The 15,414-nt window shown below is 46.4% G+C and carries 14 protein-coding genes; 2 read left to right on the top strand and 12 right to left on the bottom strand.

All coding sequences use genetic code 11. The features are described 5' to 3' along the window. Window positions 1-104: 104 nt before the first annotated feature. The 6 genes from L1028_RS28720 to L1028_RS28695 all read right to left on the bottom strand — a co-directional run bounded on the left by L1028_RS28720 (window position 105) and on the right by L1028_RS28695 (window position 5,402). Window positions 105-1,097, bottom strand: a complete 993-nt coding sequence (locus L1028_RS28720) for an inorganic phosphate transporter (RefSeq protein ID WP_234541449.1) — start codon at window positions 1,095-1,097, stop codon at window positions 105-107. A gap of 13 nt (window positions 1,098-1,110) precedes the next feature. After that, complete coding sequence (locus L1028_RS28715) at window positions 1,111-1,728, bottom strand: DUF47 domain-containing protein (RefSeq protein WP_042184774.1); 618 nt, start codon at window positions 1,726-1,728, stop codon at window positions 1,111-1,113. A gap of 202 nt (window positions 1,729-1,930) precedes the next feature. Next, complete coding sequence (locus L1028_RS28710) at window positions 1,931-3,028, bottom strand: DUF3048 domain-containing protein (RefSeq protein ID WP_234541448.1); 1,098 nt, start codon at window positions 3,026-3,028, stop codon at window positions 1,931-1,933. 242 nt (window positions 3,029-3,270) lie between these two features. Further along, window positions 3,271-4,047: a DODA-type extradiol aromatic ring-opening family dioxygenase gene (locus L1028_RS28705; RefSeq protein ID WP_234541446.1), complete on the bottom strand. Its 777-nt coding sequence runs from the start codon at window positions 4,045-4,047 to the stop codon at window positions 3,271-3,273. 85 nt (window positions 4,048-4,132) lie between these two features. Continuing rightward, complete coding sequence (locus L1028_RS28700) at window positions 4,133-4,963, bottom strand: alpha/beta hydrolase family protein (protein ID WP_042124053.1); 831 nt, start codon at window positions 4,961-4,963, stop codon at window positions 4,133-4,135. 235 nt (window positions 4,964-5,198) lie between these two features. Next, complete coding sequence (locus tag L1028_RS28695; protein ID WP_234541444.1) at window positions 5,199-5,402, bottom strand: hypothetical protein; 204 nt, start codon at window positions 5,400-5,402, stop codon at window positions 5,199-5,201. Between the two features lie 183 nt (window positions 5,403-5,585). On the opposite strand from L1028_RS28695, the gene L1028_RS28690 reads away from it, so the two are divergent. Beyond that, window positions 5,586-6,248, top strand: coding sequence for a DUF1129 family protein (locus L1028_RS28690; protein ID WP_234541442.1), 663 nt, complete (start codon window positions 5,586-5,588; stop codon window positions 6,246-6,248). Between the two features lie 47 nt (window positions 6,249-6,295). After that, on the top strand, window positions 6,296-7,237 hold the full coding sequence (locus L1028_RS28685; protein WP_234541441.1) for a hypothetical protein: 942 nt from the start codon (window positions 6,296-6,298) through the stop codon (window positions 7,235-7,237). Between the two features lie 87 nt (window positions 7,238-7,324). Here L1028_RS28685 and ilvA read toward each other — a convergent pair whose 3' ends face one another. The 6 genes from ilvA to purM form a co-directional block, all read right to left on the bottom strand. Then, window positions 7,325-8,587, bottom strand: coding sequence for a threonine ammonia-lyase IlvA (gene ilvA / locus L1028_RS28680; protein WP_234541439.1), 1,263 nt, complete (start codon window positions 8,585-8,587; stop codon window positions 7,325-7,327). A gap of 195 nt (window positions 8,588-8,782) precedes the next feature. Further along, entirely contained in the window at window positions 8,783-10,078 is a 1,296-nt protein-coding gene (locus L1028_RS28675) for an SEC-C metal-binding domain-containing protein (protein ID WP_234541435.1), read from the bottom strand. Between the two features lie 287 nt (window positions 10,079-10,365). Further along, the gene (gene purD / locus L1028_RS28670; RefSeq protein ID WP_234541434.1) at window positions 10,366-11,631 is read right to left on the bottom strand and encodes a phosphoribosylamine--glycine ligase; all 1,266 of its coding nucleotides are present in this window, start codon (window positions 11,629-11,631) and stop codon (window positions 10,366-10,368) included. Between the two features lie 23 nt (window positions 11,632-11,654). Next, window positions 11,655-13,202: a bifunctional phosphoribosylaminoimidazolecarboxamide formyltransferase/IMP cyclohydrolase gene (gene purH, locus L1028_RS28665; protein WP_234541432.1), complete on the bottom strand. Its 1,548-nt coding sequence runs from the start codon at window positions 13,200-13,202 to the stop codon at window positions 11,655-11,657. A 261-nt stretch (window positions 13,203-13,463) separates the two neighbouring features. Next, window positions 13,464-14,081, bottom strand: coding sequence for a phosphoribosylglycinamide formyltransferase (gene purN, locus L1028_RS28660; RefSeq protein ID WP_234541430.1), 618 nt, complete (start codon window positions 14,079-14,081; stop codon window positions 13,464-13,466). Further along, complete coding sequence (purM, locus tag L1028_RS28655) at window positions 14,081-15,121, bottom strand: phosphoribosylformylglycinamidine cyclo-ligase (protein WP_234541428.1); 1,041 nt, start codon at window positions 15,119-15,121, stop codon at window positions 14,081-14,083. The genes purN and purM overlap by 1 nt, the downstream gene beginning before the upstream one ends. Between the last annotated feature and the right edge of the window lie 293 nt (window positions 15,122-15,414).

Here is a 15,414-nt window from a genome sequence, read left to right as displayed (position 1 = left end):
TTCCTTCCTTCCTTCCGTCTGTCTGTCCGTCCCCCCAGCATCACCACACAACAAAAAAGATGTCCGCAGCCAAAGGCTAACTGACATCTTTTTATTAAAGGGATTTAAAAAATGATTTTGAAAATCAGACCAGCCAATACCGCACTGATGGGAATCGTAATAAACCAAGTGACTACAATACGTCCAGCTACTCCCCATTTCACAGCAGAGAACCGTTTTGCGGAGCCAACACCAAGGATTGCTGAAGTGATCGCGTGTGTGGAGCTGACTGGCAAATGAAGCAGTGTTGCCGAGAAAATAACGGAAGCCGCGGAAATATCAGCCGCGAAGCCGTTGATCGGCTCGATTTTGAAAATCTTCGTACCCATGGTCTTGATAATCTTCCAACCACCAATGGAGGTACCGAGTGCCATAGCCGTAGCCGCAGCAATCTTAACCCATAGAGGGATTACATCCATAGTCTCTTGGCGTCCTGAAGTTACGAGGGCAAAGGTAATGATCCCCATCGCCTTCTGCGCATCATTCGTACCATGAGTAAACGACTGTAATGCTGCCGTCACAACCTGCATAGAGCGGAAGCCCTTGTTAACCGTATGTGGACTACGCTTTGCAAAAATCCATTTCAGGACGGTCATGATGATATAACCGATAACAAATGCAATAATTGGCGAGAAGATCAAGCCCTCGACAATTTCCACAAACCCGCCCCAGTTAATATGCGACGAACCTGCACCTACATATACTGCACCAGCCAAAGCGCCGATCAGTGCATGAGAAGAGGAGGATGGAATTCCGAGCCACCAGGTAATCAAATTCCAAATAATCGAAGCAATCAGTGTGGCTATTATGATATCCAGACCATTTTCCAGTAACGTGGGATCTGTGATACTTCCGCCAATTTTCTTAGCTACACCTGTAAACATCAAAGCTCCGACAAAGTTCATCAGTGCCGCCATAATAATAGCTGTTCGAGGTTTTAACGCACGTGTAGAGACAGAGGTAGCAATTGCGTTGGCCGTATCATGGAAACCATTAATAAAGTCAAACGCAAGCGCGAGAAAGATAACAATTCCAAGAATCCATATCGATGTTTCCATATTCTAGTACCCCTTATGAGTTGCGCATGATGATCGATTCCAACATGTTGGCTACATCTTCACATTTATCTGTAGTGGTCTCGAGTCGCTCATATAATTCCTTACGCTTAATCAGCTCAATCGGGTCCTTAACGGTTTCAAATAGAGCTTTGGTACAAATACGAAGGACTTCGTCCCCTTGATTCTCAAGGTCATTCAAACGGATCGTATATTCACGAATGGCCAGTAGCTTCTTCTGTGAGAGCAAATGAACCGCTTTTTGGATTTCATAAGCACACTGACGAAGGATTTCGGCGAATTGTACAATGTATTCATCCGGGTCGAGCAGGTTGTACATATAGAAACGTGAGGCAGATGCCTCCAAGCCATCAATGACATCATCCATGCTTGTAATCAAGTCCATAATGTCGTCACGCTCAAGTGGCGTAATGAACGTCTTGTTCAATTCCTTAATTACGGTGTGCGTGTAAGTATCACATTGGGATTCGTACTTCTTCATCTCTGCAGCGAAACTATCGACATTATTCTGGAGATCAGTGATATTCTGAGCAAAATAATCTGCAGCTTGGACAATGGTATCCGCCATATTTTCCAGCGTCTCAAAGAATATGTCCTTTTTTCTCAACTTCATTGTTTTAAACCCCTTTACATAATATTACCGTGAGTACAGAGTCACCCATATGTAAAAAGCATGAAAATGAATGACAACCCTTGTTATCTTAACATATCCGTAGAAGGTATAGAAGCTATAGAAATGAACTTTTTTACACTCTATTAACACTTACCTATAATTCCGAACATAAATCTGTATATCACTGGATATTCCGACTTTCTTAGGTTGCACTATCTGCTCCACCGTATACCACATGACTGCTAAATGAAGGTGCATTAGGGACGACCAAAATATGGGTGATTCCTGGATACATCAGCTCTTCTTTACCATCCTTCACAAACCGAATCACATCACCTGGCTCACGCGACCATCTGCCCTTCGTGACCTGTCCCCGCTGAAAGAGCAACGCTTCTCCACCAAGCTCCACATCAACCTGAAGTCTTCCAACATCATCAAGTACTTTATGATCGGAACCCATCACCATCACATTTGCAGCTTCTACTGGCTTATTGTTATTCAGATCCAAATGTGGTTTACCATTCACGTAACGCTGATAGGTCTGAAGCTGAGTATCGTATTTATAGTCAATTTTATAGCTTTTAAGTAAGAAGTTTACGCTAAACTCAGCGGCCGGCTCTCCGCCTGCCGATATGTAATCTGGATTGTTAAAAAGATACCCTGGCACCTTCACACTTTTCTCATAACCCAGCTTCTCGGCACCTTCCCGCAGCTTTGCTGCATTACTGTAGAGATTATGAGGGGCTTTACGTGTTTTGTCCCGCCAGAAATAGGCTCCGGCACGACCAATCTCGTCCATATCTGCTTTTTTCTCTTTTTGCAAAATGGCATAAGCCGCGGGGCTCCCCCCGGCATGCACGGTCACACCACCGTAGCTCTCGCCAATGTCGATCAGATAAGGGCGAATACTGCGAATCGGTCCGATTTTGACCACTCCGGTATGACTTTGAAAAATACCTATCAACCGCGTAATGCCACCTTCAGCAAGGACCTCATATAAAATATCCGCTTCACTCACCCCCGACTGTGGCCGGGCCGCTGGAGCATTATTAATCATAACGGCTAAAGGACGCGGGAGACTGTTTTCAGAAACTGGAAGACCCGTTAGCCCGGAAACAAGTTCAGCAGATGGATCTGCAGTAGGCGATGGTTGAATCGTTTCAATAGGTGCAGGATCTGCTGTAGGTTGCTGTATCGGGGCAATTACATTATTTGCACTCTCTGTTCCGCAAGCGGAGAGCAATAGGGTACTTAGTACAAGGGCAGATAATAGACGGGAAGAAGAGCAATTTACTTTCATAAGCTTGTAGTTCCTCCTAAACGTTTTATGTATCTTAACTGGTTTCTTCCATTTAATCACAGCCAGTCCCATTTGTCTTGATCCGCTTGCATCAAGTATAACGACTTCAGCGTCCTTATTAGGACGATACACGTTTAAGCGAGAAATATAAGGATAATGCATAGCGTGAAACTTTTACTTTCTTATATTTTAAAAAAGGGCACAGCCGATCTCCGGCTGCACCCTGCGTGTATCTTATCCATTTAGTCTAGCTTCCAGCAATTGAGGCTTAATGTCCCATATTGATACGCTTGAAATATCCGCTCTGCCTTCCTGCTACCGTCCGCTGTTCCCATCGCATAAAAGAGAGGTGCGAAATGCTCTCTTCCGTAAGATGGAACCGCATCACGAACATGCGGAGCTTTTTTCTCATAAGCAAACAGTGAAGGTACATCCCAAGATTCTAACCCCTTGGCAATCCACGCATCGAATTCAAGCGCCCACTCTTCAGGCTGATCACTTTCATTAAGCATCCGCAAATTGTGAACAAGTCCACCGCTTCCTATCAGCAATATGCCTTCGTCACGCAGAGGGGCTAACATCCGCCCGATATTGTACTGTTCCTTGGGAGAACGTAATGAATCGACGGATAAAGCGACTACCGGAATATCAGCTTTCGGAAACATTTTTTTCAGTATTACCCAGACTCCGTGATCGAGTCCTCGCCCCAGAACGGGCTGATGTGAAAGATTGTTACCCTTAAAGAGCTCGGAAATCCGCTTGGTTAGAGCCGGATCGCCTGGGGCTGGATAAGTCAGCGTATACATTTCTTCAGGAAATCCGTAGAAGTCATGTTGTGTTTCGTGCTTCTCATCAATAGTGAGTAGCTGTTCTGGGCTATCCCAGTGCGCTGAGAATACTACTATACCCCGTGGTGCTTCTAGTTCTTGACCAAGCCGCTCCAGAAAACGGGTATACTCGTTATCCTCCAGTGCGAGGAGCGGAGAACCGTGCGCGATAAAAAATGACGGTAATTTCATAGGATGCCAACCTCCATAACCCAGTATATGGTGTGCATCTTTATTTTACCGCTAATTTCAAGTTATTGCGAGTAAAGTCCATCACCTATATCATCCAATTTTGCCACTCTGTCTGCACATGCTCCTGTTCGTTCATCCACTCTCTTGTCCGCTTAAGCAGTTGCTGCTGTGCTGGCCCAGAAGAAAAGGTATGATCACCTTGAAAAATGATCTCTTTATCGCATCGTCCCTCAGGACGTGTCCAGAATAATTTCTGATAAAGGAATGCATAATCCACCGGGATGACATCGTCAGACGTACCATGAATGACGAGCACATCACCGCTGAATTTACTAGCCTCTTGGAAAGGCTGGAAGGCCGCCAAAGAATTGAAATATACCGGTGTGAACGAGTAGCCCACGTAATCCGCTGATCCATTCTTCACCGATCGATCATACGCCTCCCGCCCTACAATCTTCACAATATCATTGAAGGGGTAACCCACGGAGGCCCACAACACGAGATTCTTCACGCGGCGATCACGAATACTTGTCAGAAGTGCAACCGCCCCACCCAGACTGTGGCCAATAAGCGTCACACGCTGTGGATCCACATCGGCAGAGCTAATTCCGTAATCGAGCACCGCTCTAGTCTGAGCGATCATCGACTCCATATCCTCCCCGCCGTAATTACCGCTGCTCTCGCCGCAGCCCGCATAATCAAATCGAATGACCATATACCCATCTTGCGCCAGCTCACGAGCTGCTTTGACAAAGATCCGATCGACTCCAATCCGGTTACCTACAAATCCATGGCAGATTACAGCTAATGGCAATCTGTCCTTGCAACGTGTGGAAGTTCCCTTCTCTTTACTCGGATAATGGATGCTCGCTGTCAATTCTTCGCCGTTATGCCGGATTACAATATTCCGTTCCATTGCCGTAACCTCCTATATTTAATCATTATTTTAATTTATTAGAATTCCGATTAACTTAGTGTGAATTATATTCTTATTATAAAGATTTCGTTCCTATTGTCAACAGAAACGGGACAGATCTTAATAATTTGCAAGAGCAATTTCGGAGTATAAACCGGAACGTCAAACAGCCAGTCTCCAAAATAATGGAGACTGGCTGTTTTTCAATCTCATTATAAGCTTCCAGGGCCGTCAATCAATCATAGCTGTCATTAAACATTTCATGGGTTTCTTGACTGCCTTCCCAATCCTTAAGCTCGCCCTCTGTTGCTGGCTCTTCCGTGGAATTCCACATACTGAATCCATCAGAGCCGCCCCAATCCCCCATTGAATGATTGGGCGTAGGCTCGAAACCGTTGCCCATGACTCTGTCCTGTTCTTTCTTGTTCTCATGTTCCATAAAGCTCCCAACCTTTCCCAAAGCTATCTTGATCACGCAACAACATTATCAGTGTTCACTCTTATAAAAGGATTATGCATAGGAAAATAGAAATGCTTGTCCTTGCGCAGACCTATCAGGCAAACGTATACTCTAGGTTAAAGACTATTCCGATTAATACTACTGGAGGTTTACTTCCCTATTATGAAAGTGAAAGATATGATTAAGGAGAATAACGCCCTGCGCGAGCAGATGACGCCTTTCAATCGTTCCTATTTTGAAGATATGATCCTAACGATGCGGGTCAGTAGGGTAGAAGCTCTCCGTGCTGAAGAACTTTTACTGGATGCAGCCAAGCTGCTTCTGAAAGAACAAAAAAAAGGTAAAAACGCTAAACAGGTGTTTGGCGAGAATCCGGATGATTATTTTAAAGAGATCATGGACAGCGTTCCCACACGCCCAGCGCGCAGCAATTGGAACTATTACTTGATGATTCCCAGCGCGGCTCTAACCTGTTTGTTCGGGGTCTTAGCTATAGGCGGACTCTTCTTGAAATGGACTAACGGTTCACCCGGGATGTTCGGACAGATTAGCCTCTTCACACTCTTCGCAGTGGGGGCAGGTTCCATTATCTTGATCGAACTTATTATGAAATGGTTAACCTCCTTGTCTGAGGGGGATGCACCTAAAGCCAAACCCTTTGATATCAAGGGCCTTGGCGTCTATATCGGAATCGCCGTAGTTGCCGTATTCATTGGCTTGTACCTCGACCGATTGTTTCCGGTCATCACATTATCCCCGTGGGTAAGCTTAATTGTTTCCCTGATGGGGGCAATTGGACTAAAGCTTATATTTTTCAAAAAATAGTAGTCATACTCCACCCGCACTCCATCCGATAGAAAGGGGGATCTTTCATGAATAAGAAGCAATATATTCTCTATTCTGTTCTAGCAGTAACACTGGGTCTAAGCGCAATACCTATAGGAACGATTCAAGCTGAAGGCGCTGTCAGCTCTCCTGTGGGAGGCACTAAGGCAAATCCTATGACAGCAAACAATAATCATGCGGAGGCTATCTATAAAGCTGCATTGCCGCTGTTGTCTTCCTCTAACAAGTTACCCGAAGCTATTAAATATTTGAACGCCAATATGTATGCGGTAGGTTCGTACCGTGCCACGATAATGACCCTGAAGCTTGAGAATTTGCACAAGGCGGCGCTTCCGGCGTGGGAGAGCAAATTCAGTGCCAGCAATGTCCAGCGGAAGCTCACCACCATCTATAAGGCTGGCGCTAGTATGAAGACCCTTGCTAATGCCACAGAAGATCTCACTCTGCGCACACTACTGAAGAGTGCCAGCGAAAATGGATATAAACTGGAGACTGCGGAAGGCACTTTTTTCCCGGTGATCGATTATGAGGCTTACCGTAAATATAAGCTTTATGTCGCTGAAGATATCAGTGCGTATATATCCATTATGGCTACGGAGTCTGGTCTGCCCTCCTCCAAGGATAATGGGCTGGTCATTGGTTGGACCGATGTAGCTGTGCGAGCACTGTCTCAAGAGCAATTTATTCAAAATCATCCGAAATCGAACCGAATTTCAGCCGTGAAATCCTTATATTCTATCTATGTTAACAATACGTTTTACGGCCAGAATAACACGCCCCTTTTCCATTATGACAATCTTGAAATGGACTTGGAGGCGCAGAAAGCCTACTCTAGCATTCTCACCAAGAATAAAGACAACAGCCCATTCCTGCAGAAACTGGATGGCTTCATGAAATTGATGAAGGACAAAGATTATAAATTAACAGATGAAGTCGAACAATACCGTAAGACTGAATTACCTCTCTAGTATGATATTACAAAAGGCCCGTCCCCATTCATTCTGGGACGGGCCTTTCTATGTTCATTAACGAAATGATTAAAGTGATGAAAGAAATTAAATAAGGATGTTAAAGAGATTGGAATCCTTATTGATTTCTACATAATCTACACCCTTCTGCTGCATCCGTTCGATAAGTGGTTCATAAGCTTCAATGGACAATAGCTCTATGCCTACAAGCGCGGGACCATTCTCTTTATCGTGCTTCTTGATGTACTCGAAACGGGTAATATCATCCTCTGGACCGAGGATTTCGTCCAAGAACTCACGCAGGGCACCTGCCCGTTGTGGGAAGTTCACCATGAAGTAGTGCTTTAAGCCTTCGTAAATCAGTGACCGCTCTTTGATCTCCTGCATACGGTCAATATCGTTGTTACCCCCACTAATGATACAGACGACCGTCCTCCCGCGGATTTGATCACGGTATTGATCAAGTGCTGCGATAGGTAAGGATCCCGCTGGCTCAACCACTATAGCATTCTCGTTATACAGCTCCAGAATGGTAGTACAAGCCTTGCCTTCTGGCACCATCACGATGTCATCCAGATGCCGGGAACAAATATCATATGTCAGTCCGCCAACGCGCTTTACAGCCGCTCCGTCCACGAACTTGTTAATTTCTTTTAGCGTTACCACTTCTCCAAGCTTGATCGCTTCAGTCATTGAAGCAGCACCAAGCGGTTCCACACCAATCAACTTAGTGGATGGACTCACCGTCTTCACATAAGTGGCTATTCCTGCTGCCAGGCCGCCCCCACCAATCGTTACGAACATAAAATCCGCAGGATGGTCCAGATTCTCCATCACTTCCATCGCTATCGTTCCATTCCCCGCAATAATTCTCGGCTCATCGAATGGGTGGATCAACGTCATACCATGGTCTATACAAGCTTGTAGCGCTTCATCATAAGCATCATCGAAGGTATCGCCCTTCAGAATGACCTCAACAAACTCACCGCCGAACCGCCGTACTTGTTTAACCTTCTGGTTAGGTGTTGTGCTTGGCATGTAGACCTTACCCTTGATTCCAAGTGCCTTACAGGAATAGGCTACACCTTGTGCGTGATTTCCTGCACTCGCACAGACAATACCTTTGGCTCTATCTTCTGCGGATAGACTACGAATCATATTATAAGCTCCGCGGATTTTAAAAGAACGGACAATCTGCAAATCTTCGCGCTTCAAATATACATCGCAATCATACTTGGCCGATAGTACGGCGTCACGCTGTAGTGGAGTCCGGATGATGACCTCCCGCAGTACGTGATGAGCCCGTACGATATCTTCCATTCCTACGATTCGGTCTTCCTCTTCTCTCATAACCCTCTCGCCTCACTATCATCTATTCATTCTACTTCTTGTAAACATACTCTCCCAAAGACATTTTTTCAAGCATTGTACGCTGTACGCAATACAATTATTGATGCCAATCTTATACTTTCTTATATTAAAAAAAGACTATAGGAATCCCCCATAGTCTCTTAAAGTTCATATACGTCCAAGATCTGAATTCTACTAATCCTGTTGCTTCAGCATCCACTTCAGCAGATCAGGCAGGCTTGTCCACAAACGCGAGTGTACAATAACATATTCGATAGCTTCATTAGCGTCGCCCATTCCCACAAAATCCGGAAGATTATGCGGCAACCTTTTGATCCCTAACAAATAATCCGGCACATGCTTGTTCACATTCCGCGCTACACGGTACAACATTTTCAGTTGGGATGTAATCCCATTCTTCTTATATTCTAAGACCATACGGTCGTAAGCTACTGTTGCTGCAGCATCATCCCCGAATTTCTCCAGTACTTGTTCCGTCTCTTTCAGCTTATTTCTGTAGAGGTATGCTGCGGTCAGAAGGTACCGTGCACCTGTGTTATCTTCTGGGTTAAGCGCTAAGATATGCTCAAGCATCTTTGCGGCTTCTTCCGCATTTCCGCTAAACCAGCAGGAGTCAGCGTAGCTTTTGCAGATACGAATGTATGGACGCGTCTCGTGGAGGCCCCAGAAATATCCTTTGTTCTCAGCGAAAAAAGCTTCTCCCAGCTCGCGTTCACCTGCATCCACCCCTGCTTTCAGGAATGCACGGGCATCCGTTTCGTTCTCTGCTTCCTCAGCCAAAATGAGGTAAGCATCCGGACTGTCCGGATATACCTCTAACGCGGCTTCAGCTAACTGTATCCGGCGGTTGGATGAATTGGTTTGCATAGCCTTTTGTAACAGTGCCCGCTCCTGATCCTTCGGACTGCCTGAGATATTCAGCAAAAGTAATTCTTCTTCCGCACCACCCATGCCGTATTCCTCAATGTAATTGAGCATCTCTTTGACTTTTCTAGAGATGGTAGGCCTAGTAACCTCATGTTTGGTAGCAAGATCCGCTTGTGTTAGGGAGAAGCCATATTCTTCAGACAAAATAAATTCGATCGCCGCACAGAAAGAGCCCATTTTCTTCACAGCAGGCTTAGTCTTACGGGAATAACCATTCCACAGAACTAGAGCTTCCCAAATAAGCTCTCTATCATAGCTTTCTCTCATGCTCTCAATAAGATGCAGCGCCAGTTGTTCATGTGCTGGATGCTCCCAATTCAGATCACGTGACACTTTTTTTCTGAGCGTAGCAAGAGTAAGCTTCACTTCAGGTTGTGCTACGGGTTCCTCTTTCTCAGCCACAGTCTCGCTAGCTGCCGCTTCTTCCTTGTTTACAAGTTGCATGATGGACTCTACTGCAGAAGTTTCTTTACCAAGGCAGCATTTCTTATATTTTTTCCCGCTTCCGCAAGGACACAAGTCATTTCTTCCAATCTTACTCAAAACGAATTCCTCCTTAAATCTGTGAGTAGCCATTCGCCATAAGCGTATCGCTAGTATGCACTATAAGTATCATCATTTCCAGGCACGAGGCATCCTTTATAAGGTTACTGCACAAAGTCTGAAGGACTCCGATTTAAAAGGGCCTTCCCATGATCGGAAAGGCCCTTATCTGTATATATCCGCACATTTTCCCCCGTACGTGTAGTATTATAGCACTTCTTCTATCACTTGTCAGTCCTTTTTTAGGACTTAAAGCGCAAAGAAATGCTAGATACAGTTCTTTATCCTTATAACAAAGCTTTCATAGCGATGTCGCTGCGGCTTTGTTTTCCGGAAAAAGAAATTCCTTCGGCCCTAACGTAAGCTGCAGCACGAGCTTCAGCAATCGTAGCACCTAGGCCTACCACGCCTAGCACCCGACCACCATTCGTCACCCAGCTTCCGTCTTCACCACGCGCCGTACCAGCATGGAAGATCAGCCCTCCTTGGCTGTCTTCAAGACCTTCAATCGGTACACCCTTTGGATAAGGGCCTGGATATCCCCCCGAAGCGAGAACTACGCATACAGCCGCTTCGTCGCTCCATTCAATGTCGATATCTGCAAGCCTACCCTCTGTGACCGCCAGAAAGATTTCTAGCAAGTCGCTCTTGAGTCTAGGCAACACGACCTGAGTCTCAGGATCACCGAAACGAGCATTAAACTCAATCGTCTTTGGTTTCCCTTCTGGAGAAATCATCAGTCCCGCAAATAGTACACCGCTAAAGGGACGACCTTCATCGACCATGGCTTTTGCTGTCGGCTTAATGATGGTCTCGATCGCTTCTTGGATAATAGCCTCATCAATATGTGGCAAAGGCGAATAGGTACCCATTCCGCCGGTATTAGGCCCTTTATCCCCATCAAATATGGGCTTATGATCCTGGGCAGCAGCCATAGGACGTACCGTCTCTCCATCGACAAAAGCCAGAATCGACATTTCCTGTCCAGCTAGAAATTCCTCAATAACAACCTGAGCGCCTGCCTCACCGAATACCTTAGTGACCATAATATCAGCGAGCGCTTGCTCTGCTTCATCCAACGAATAAGCAACCGTCACGCCTTTTCCTGCAGCCAGACCATCTGCCTTGATTACGATCGGCAGCGGCTGTTCCCGCAAATAAGCTAGCGCAGCTTCATAGTCGTCGAACTTCTCATAGGCTGCTGTCGGAATATTATATTTATGCAAAAGATCCTTCATAAAGGTTTTGCTGCCTTCGATCTCCGCCGCATTCTTGCGTGGACCAAACACAGGAATATTCTGTGCTTCAAAAGCATCCACAATCCCAGCACCAAGCGGATCATCTGGTCCAATTACAACAAGACCTACTTCCTTCTCTTTCGCAAAAGCCGTCAGACGATCGAACTCAAATACTCCGATCGGCACACATTCGGCTAACTGCGCAATCCCGGCGTTGCCGGGTGCGCAATAGATTTTACCTGCCTTGGGGCTTTGGGATAGACTCCAAATCATCGCATGTTCCCGGCCGCCGCCGCCAACCACTAAAATATCCATCCGAATATGATCCTCCCAGTGCTCTAGTGTTTGAAGTGACGGACGCCTGTGAAGACCATAGCAATACCATACTCATTAGCGACCTTAATCGACTCTTCGTCTTTTATGGAGCCGCCTGGCTGAATCACTGCAGTGATTCCTGCTTTTGCTGCCATTTCAAGCGTATCGCCCATTGGGAAGAACGCGTCGGAAGCGAGTACGGCTCCCTTAGATTTTTCACCTGCTTGTTCGATTGCAATTTTAGCTGCACCGACACGGTTCATTTGTCCTGCACCTACGCCAACAGTCATATCATCAACAGCCAGTACAATCGCATTAGACTTCACATGCTTAACTACTTTCCATCCGAACAACAGCTGTTTCAATTCCTCTTCGGTTGGTTTACGGTCCGTAACGACTTGCAGATCATCTGGGTTCACAGAGTGTACATCGCTCTCCTGTACAACCATTCCTCCATCGATGGAGGTTACTACAAAGCTGCTCTTACGCGCACTAGCCGTACTAAGATTACCGATTTTGAGCAAACGGAGATTTTTTTTCTTCGTAAGGATTTCCAGTGCTTCTTCCGTAAAGCCTGGTGCCAATACGATTTCGAGGAAAATATCTTTCAGCAGGTTCGCTGTGTCTGCATCAATAATGCGGTTTGCTGCAACAATTCCGCCAAAGATAGAAGTTGGATCTGCGTTGTAAGCTTTTTGATAAGCTTCGTATACACTTTCACCCACACCTACACCACAAGGGTTCATATGTTTAACCGCTACGACAGCAGGCTCTTCGAATTCTTTCACAATTTGCAGTGCTGCGTTAGCATCGTTGATATTGTTGTAAGATAACTCTTTGCCGTGCAATTGCTCAGCCGCAGTGAGTGTATCCAGTGCCGCCAATGGCTTGCGATAGAAAGCCGCTTTTTGATGCGGATTCTCGCCATAACGCAGATCCTGAATTTTCTCATAAGTCACGGTGTAGCGCTCTGGTAGAGGTTCGCCAGTAACGTTAGCCAGATAATCGGAAATCAAGGCATCGTAAGCCGCCGTATGACGGAACACTTTTGCCGCAAGACGTTTGCGTGTTTCGAGCGTTGTATCTCCACCTGCGCGAACCTCTTCAAGTACAGTAGCGTAATCATTAGCATCCACCACTACACTTACAAAAGCATGGTTCTTCGCTGCAGAACGCAGCATCGTAGGTCCGCCAATATCGATATTCTCGATGGCTTCCTCGTAGGATACGTCAGGTTTTGCGATCGTTTCCGCGAACGGATACAGATTCACAACAACCAGATCGATATAGTCCAGACCAAGCTCCTTCATTTGACGCGTGTGCTCCTCGTTATCACGAACTGCAAGCAATCCGCTGTGTACAGCAGGGTGCAAGGTTTTGACACGTCCGTCCATGATTTCCGGGAATCCTGTCACATCGGAAATCCCGATGACTGGAACACCTTCTTTAGCCAAAAGTGTGCTTGTTCCACCTGTAGAGATAATTTCTACGCCTAATGCAGACAACTCGCGGCAAAAATCCACGATACCTTGTTTATCCGATACGCTGACTAGCGCTCTTTTGATACTCACTTTGAATAGTCCTCCTTCAGGTTGTACATGCGATTTAATACAAGAAGTAACGGCTATGCCGTCCTTTTTGGGACGGTTTCCGTTTCTTCGAGAAATATAAGACATAAAGTATGCTGTGAAACTTATACTTTCTTATATTTTGAAGAAAACCCACAACGCGACACATAACGCCGCTTATGCAATATTTCCCGAGAAATACCCTGAAACATCTCGGTCTGTCACCAAATGTCGATCCAAAACTTCGAATGGCTGCGGTGCAGCTTACTTTTCGCGGATAATCGTCTTTCTTCCACTCAGTTCCACTTTCCCGCTGGCAAAAGCACCAACCACTTCGGGATACAGCTCATACTCAACCTTATGAATACGTTCTGCCAATGAATCCGCCGTGTCGTTATCCTGCAGGGCTACGCTGCGCTGAGCAATAACAGGCCCAGTATCCATACCTCCATCGACAAAATGCACAGTAACACCTGTCAGCTTCACGCCATAATCCAACGCTTGTCCAATTGCATCTTTTCCCGCAAAAGCAGGCAGCAGCGATGGATGAATGTTAATAATTCGTCCAGCATACGGCGTTAAAAGCACTGGCGTAATAAGACGCATGTAGCCTGCCAGTACAACCAGCCCGATTTCCCGCCGCTGAAGCTCTGCTACAATCTCTGCTTCGTAAAGTTCACGGCTGGCGAAGTCTTTTGGCCGCAGCAAGAGGGCGGGAATGCCCGCATCCTCCGCTCGCTTAGCTACAGGTGCCTCTGGCTTGTCGGATACAAGCAACTCAATATTGCCCTCACCAAGCAAGCCTGCTCTCTGTGCATCGATCAGTGCAGCAAAATTACTGCCTTGCCCAGAAGCAAAAACAGCGATTCGACTCAATTGCATCACACTTCAGCTCCAGTAAAGGTTACTTTGCGTTCCCCTTCTGTCACTTTACCAATGATATAAGCCTCTTCTCCGCTCGCTTTTAGCAGTTCAAGAGCACGTTCTCCATCAGCGCTACTTACTACCAGAACAAGTCCAATTCCCATATTAAAAGTAGTAAACATATCACGGTTGCTCACGTTTCCTTTGTTCTGCATCAATCCGAAGATCGGCAGAATCGGCCACGATCCGTAATTAATCTCCACATCTACACCATCAGGTAATACGCGCGGGATATTCTCGATGAATCCGCCACCCGTAATATGTGCCATCCCTTTCACCGGAAGCTGCTCCAAGAGCGCCAGCAAAGGCTTCACATAGATCTTAGTTGGTGCAAGAAGTACATCCACAAGCGGAGCTCCAAGCTCCGGAAGCACATCATTCAGGCCATAGCCATCTTCCTCAAGCAAAAGCTTACGCACCAGCGAGAAGCCGTTGCTGTGCACGCCGCTAGAAGCTAAACCAATCACTGTGTCTCCAGCAGCGATGTTAGCGCCTGTTACCAGCTTCGCTTTGTCAGCTACGCCAACTGTGAATCCAGCGATATCATACTCACCCGCTGAATACATGCCAGGCATTTCAGCTGTTTCTCCGCCAATCAGCGCACAACCTGCTTGGTGACAGCCCTCTGCGATTCCTGCTACGATCGCTTCGATTTTCTCCGGTACGACTTTGTCGCAAGCCAGATAGTCGAGGAAAAAGAGTGGCTCCGCGCCTTGCACTACAATGTCGTTCACGCACATAGCTACAGCGTCGATCCCAATCGTGTCATGGCGATCCGCCGCGAACGCGATCTTCAGTTTCGTGCCCACACCATCAGTTCCCGATACGAGCACTGGCTCTTCATATTTATCTTTATTGAGGCCAAACAGCGCTCCGAACCCACCAAGATCCGTCATTACTTCTGGACGGTAAGTACGTTTTACGTGCTTTTTCATGCGTTCTACCGCTTCGTTACCAGCCGCAATATCCACTCCGGCGTTTTTATAAGCTTCCGACACTTGGGACACCTCATCTTTTAATTAGTTTAGAGCGCGTTTGCGGGGGCATTCGGGGTGAACCTTATTGGTGGTTATAGGGGAGCTATTACGAGGAATGTTTGGACTTCCGATCGCTGTTATGCTCGAATTCCTTTGAATTTGATACCGCTGAGCGGTAGAAATTCGAGCATAAAGGCGAACGCTAACGCTTCTACAGTTCCAAACTTCCTCTCCATAACTCCCTCTAACCACCGGGTTCAACCCTACTGCAAGCCGCAGTGCGCGCCTTGCACATGGACCTCAAGACCTCGGTG

The sequence above is a fragment of the Paenibacillus pseudetheri genome, from assembly GCF_924513355.1.
Lineage (GTDB): Bacteria > Bacillota > Bacilli > Paenibacillales > Paenibacillaceae > Paenibacillus_AQ > Paenibacillus_AQ pseudetheri.
Note: the sequence above shows the minus strand (reverse complement) of the source record. Positions and strands in the feature narration are given on the sequence as shown.

Bases quoted from the DNA above. Each gene is read 5' to 3' on its own strand.
- L1028_RS28715 (WP_042184774.1), bottom strand. From the start codon at position 1,728: ATGAAGTTGAGAAAAAAGGACATATTCTTTGAGACGCTGGAAAATATG.
- L1028_RS28685 (WP_234541441.1), top strand. From the start codon at position 6,296: ATGAATAAGAAGCAATATATTCTCTATTCTGTTCTAGCAGTAACACTG.
- L1028_RS28695 (WP_234541444.1), bottom strand. From the start codon at position 5,402: ATGGAACATGAGAACAAGAAAGAACAGGACAGAGTCATGGGCAACGGT.
- purD (WP_234541434.1), bottom strand. From the start codon at position 11,631: ATGGATATTTTAGTGGTTGGCGGCGGCGGCCGGGAACATGCGATGATT.
- ilvA (WP_234541439.1), bottom strand. From the start codon at position 8,587: ATGAGAGAAGAGGAAGACCGAATCGTAGGAATGGAAGATATCGTACGG.
- L1028_RS28705 (WP_234541446.1), bottom strand. From the start codon at position 4,047: ATGAAATTACCGTCATTTTTTATCGCGCACGGTTCTCCGCTCCTCGCA.
- L1028_RS28700 (WP_042124053.1), bottom strand. From the start codon at position 4,963: ATGGAACGGAATATTGTAATCCGGCATAACGGCGAAGAATTGACAGCG.
- L1028_RS28720 (WP_234541449.1), bottom strand. From the start codon at position 1,097: ATGGAAACATCGATATGGATTCTTGGAATTGTTATCTTTCTCGCGCTT.
- purN (WP_234541430.1), bottom strand. From the start codon at position 14,081: ATGCAATTGAGTCGAATCGCTGTTTTTGCTTCTGGGCAAGGCAGTAAT.
- L1028_RS28690 (WP_234541442.1), top strand. From the start codon at position 5,586: ATGAAAGTGAAAGATATGATTAAGGAGAATAACGCCCTGCGCGAGCAG.
- L1028_RS28710 (WP_234541448.1), bottom strand. From the start codon at position 3,028: ATGAAAGTAAATTGCTCTTCTTCCCGTCTATTATCTGCCCTTGTACTA.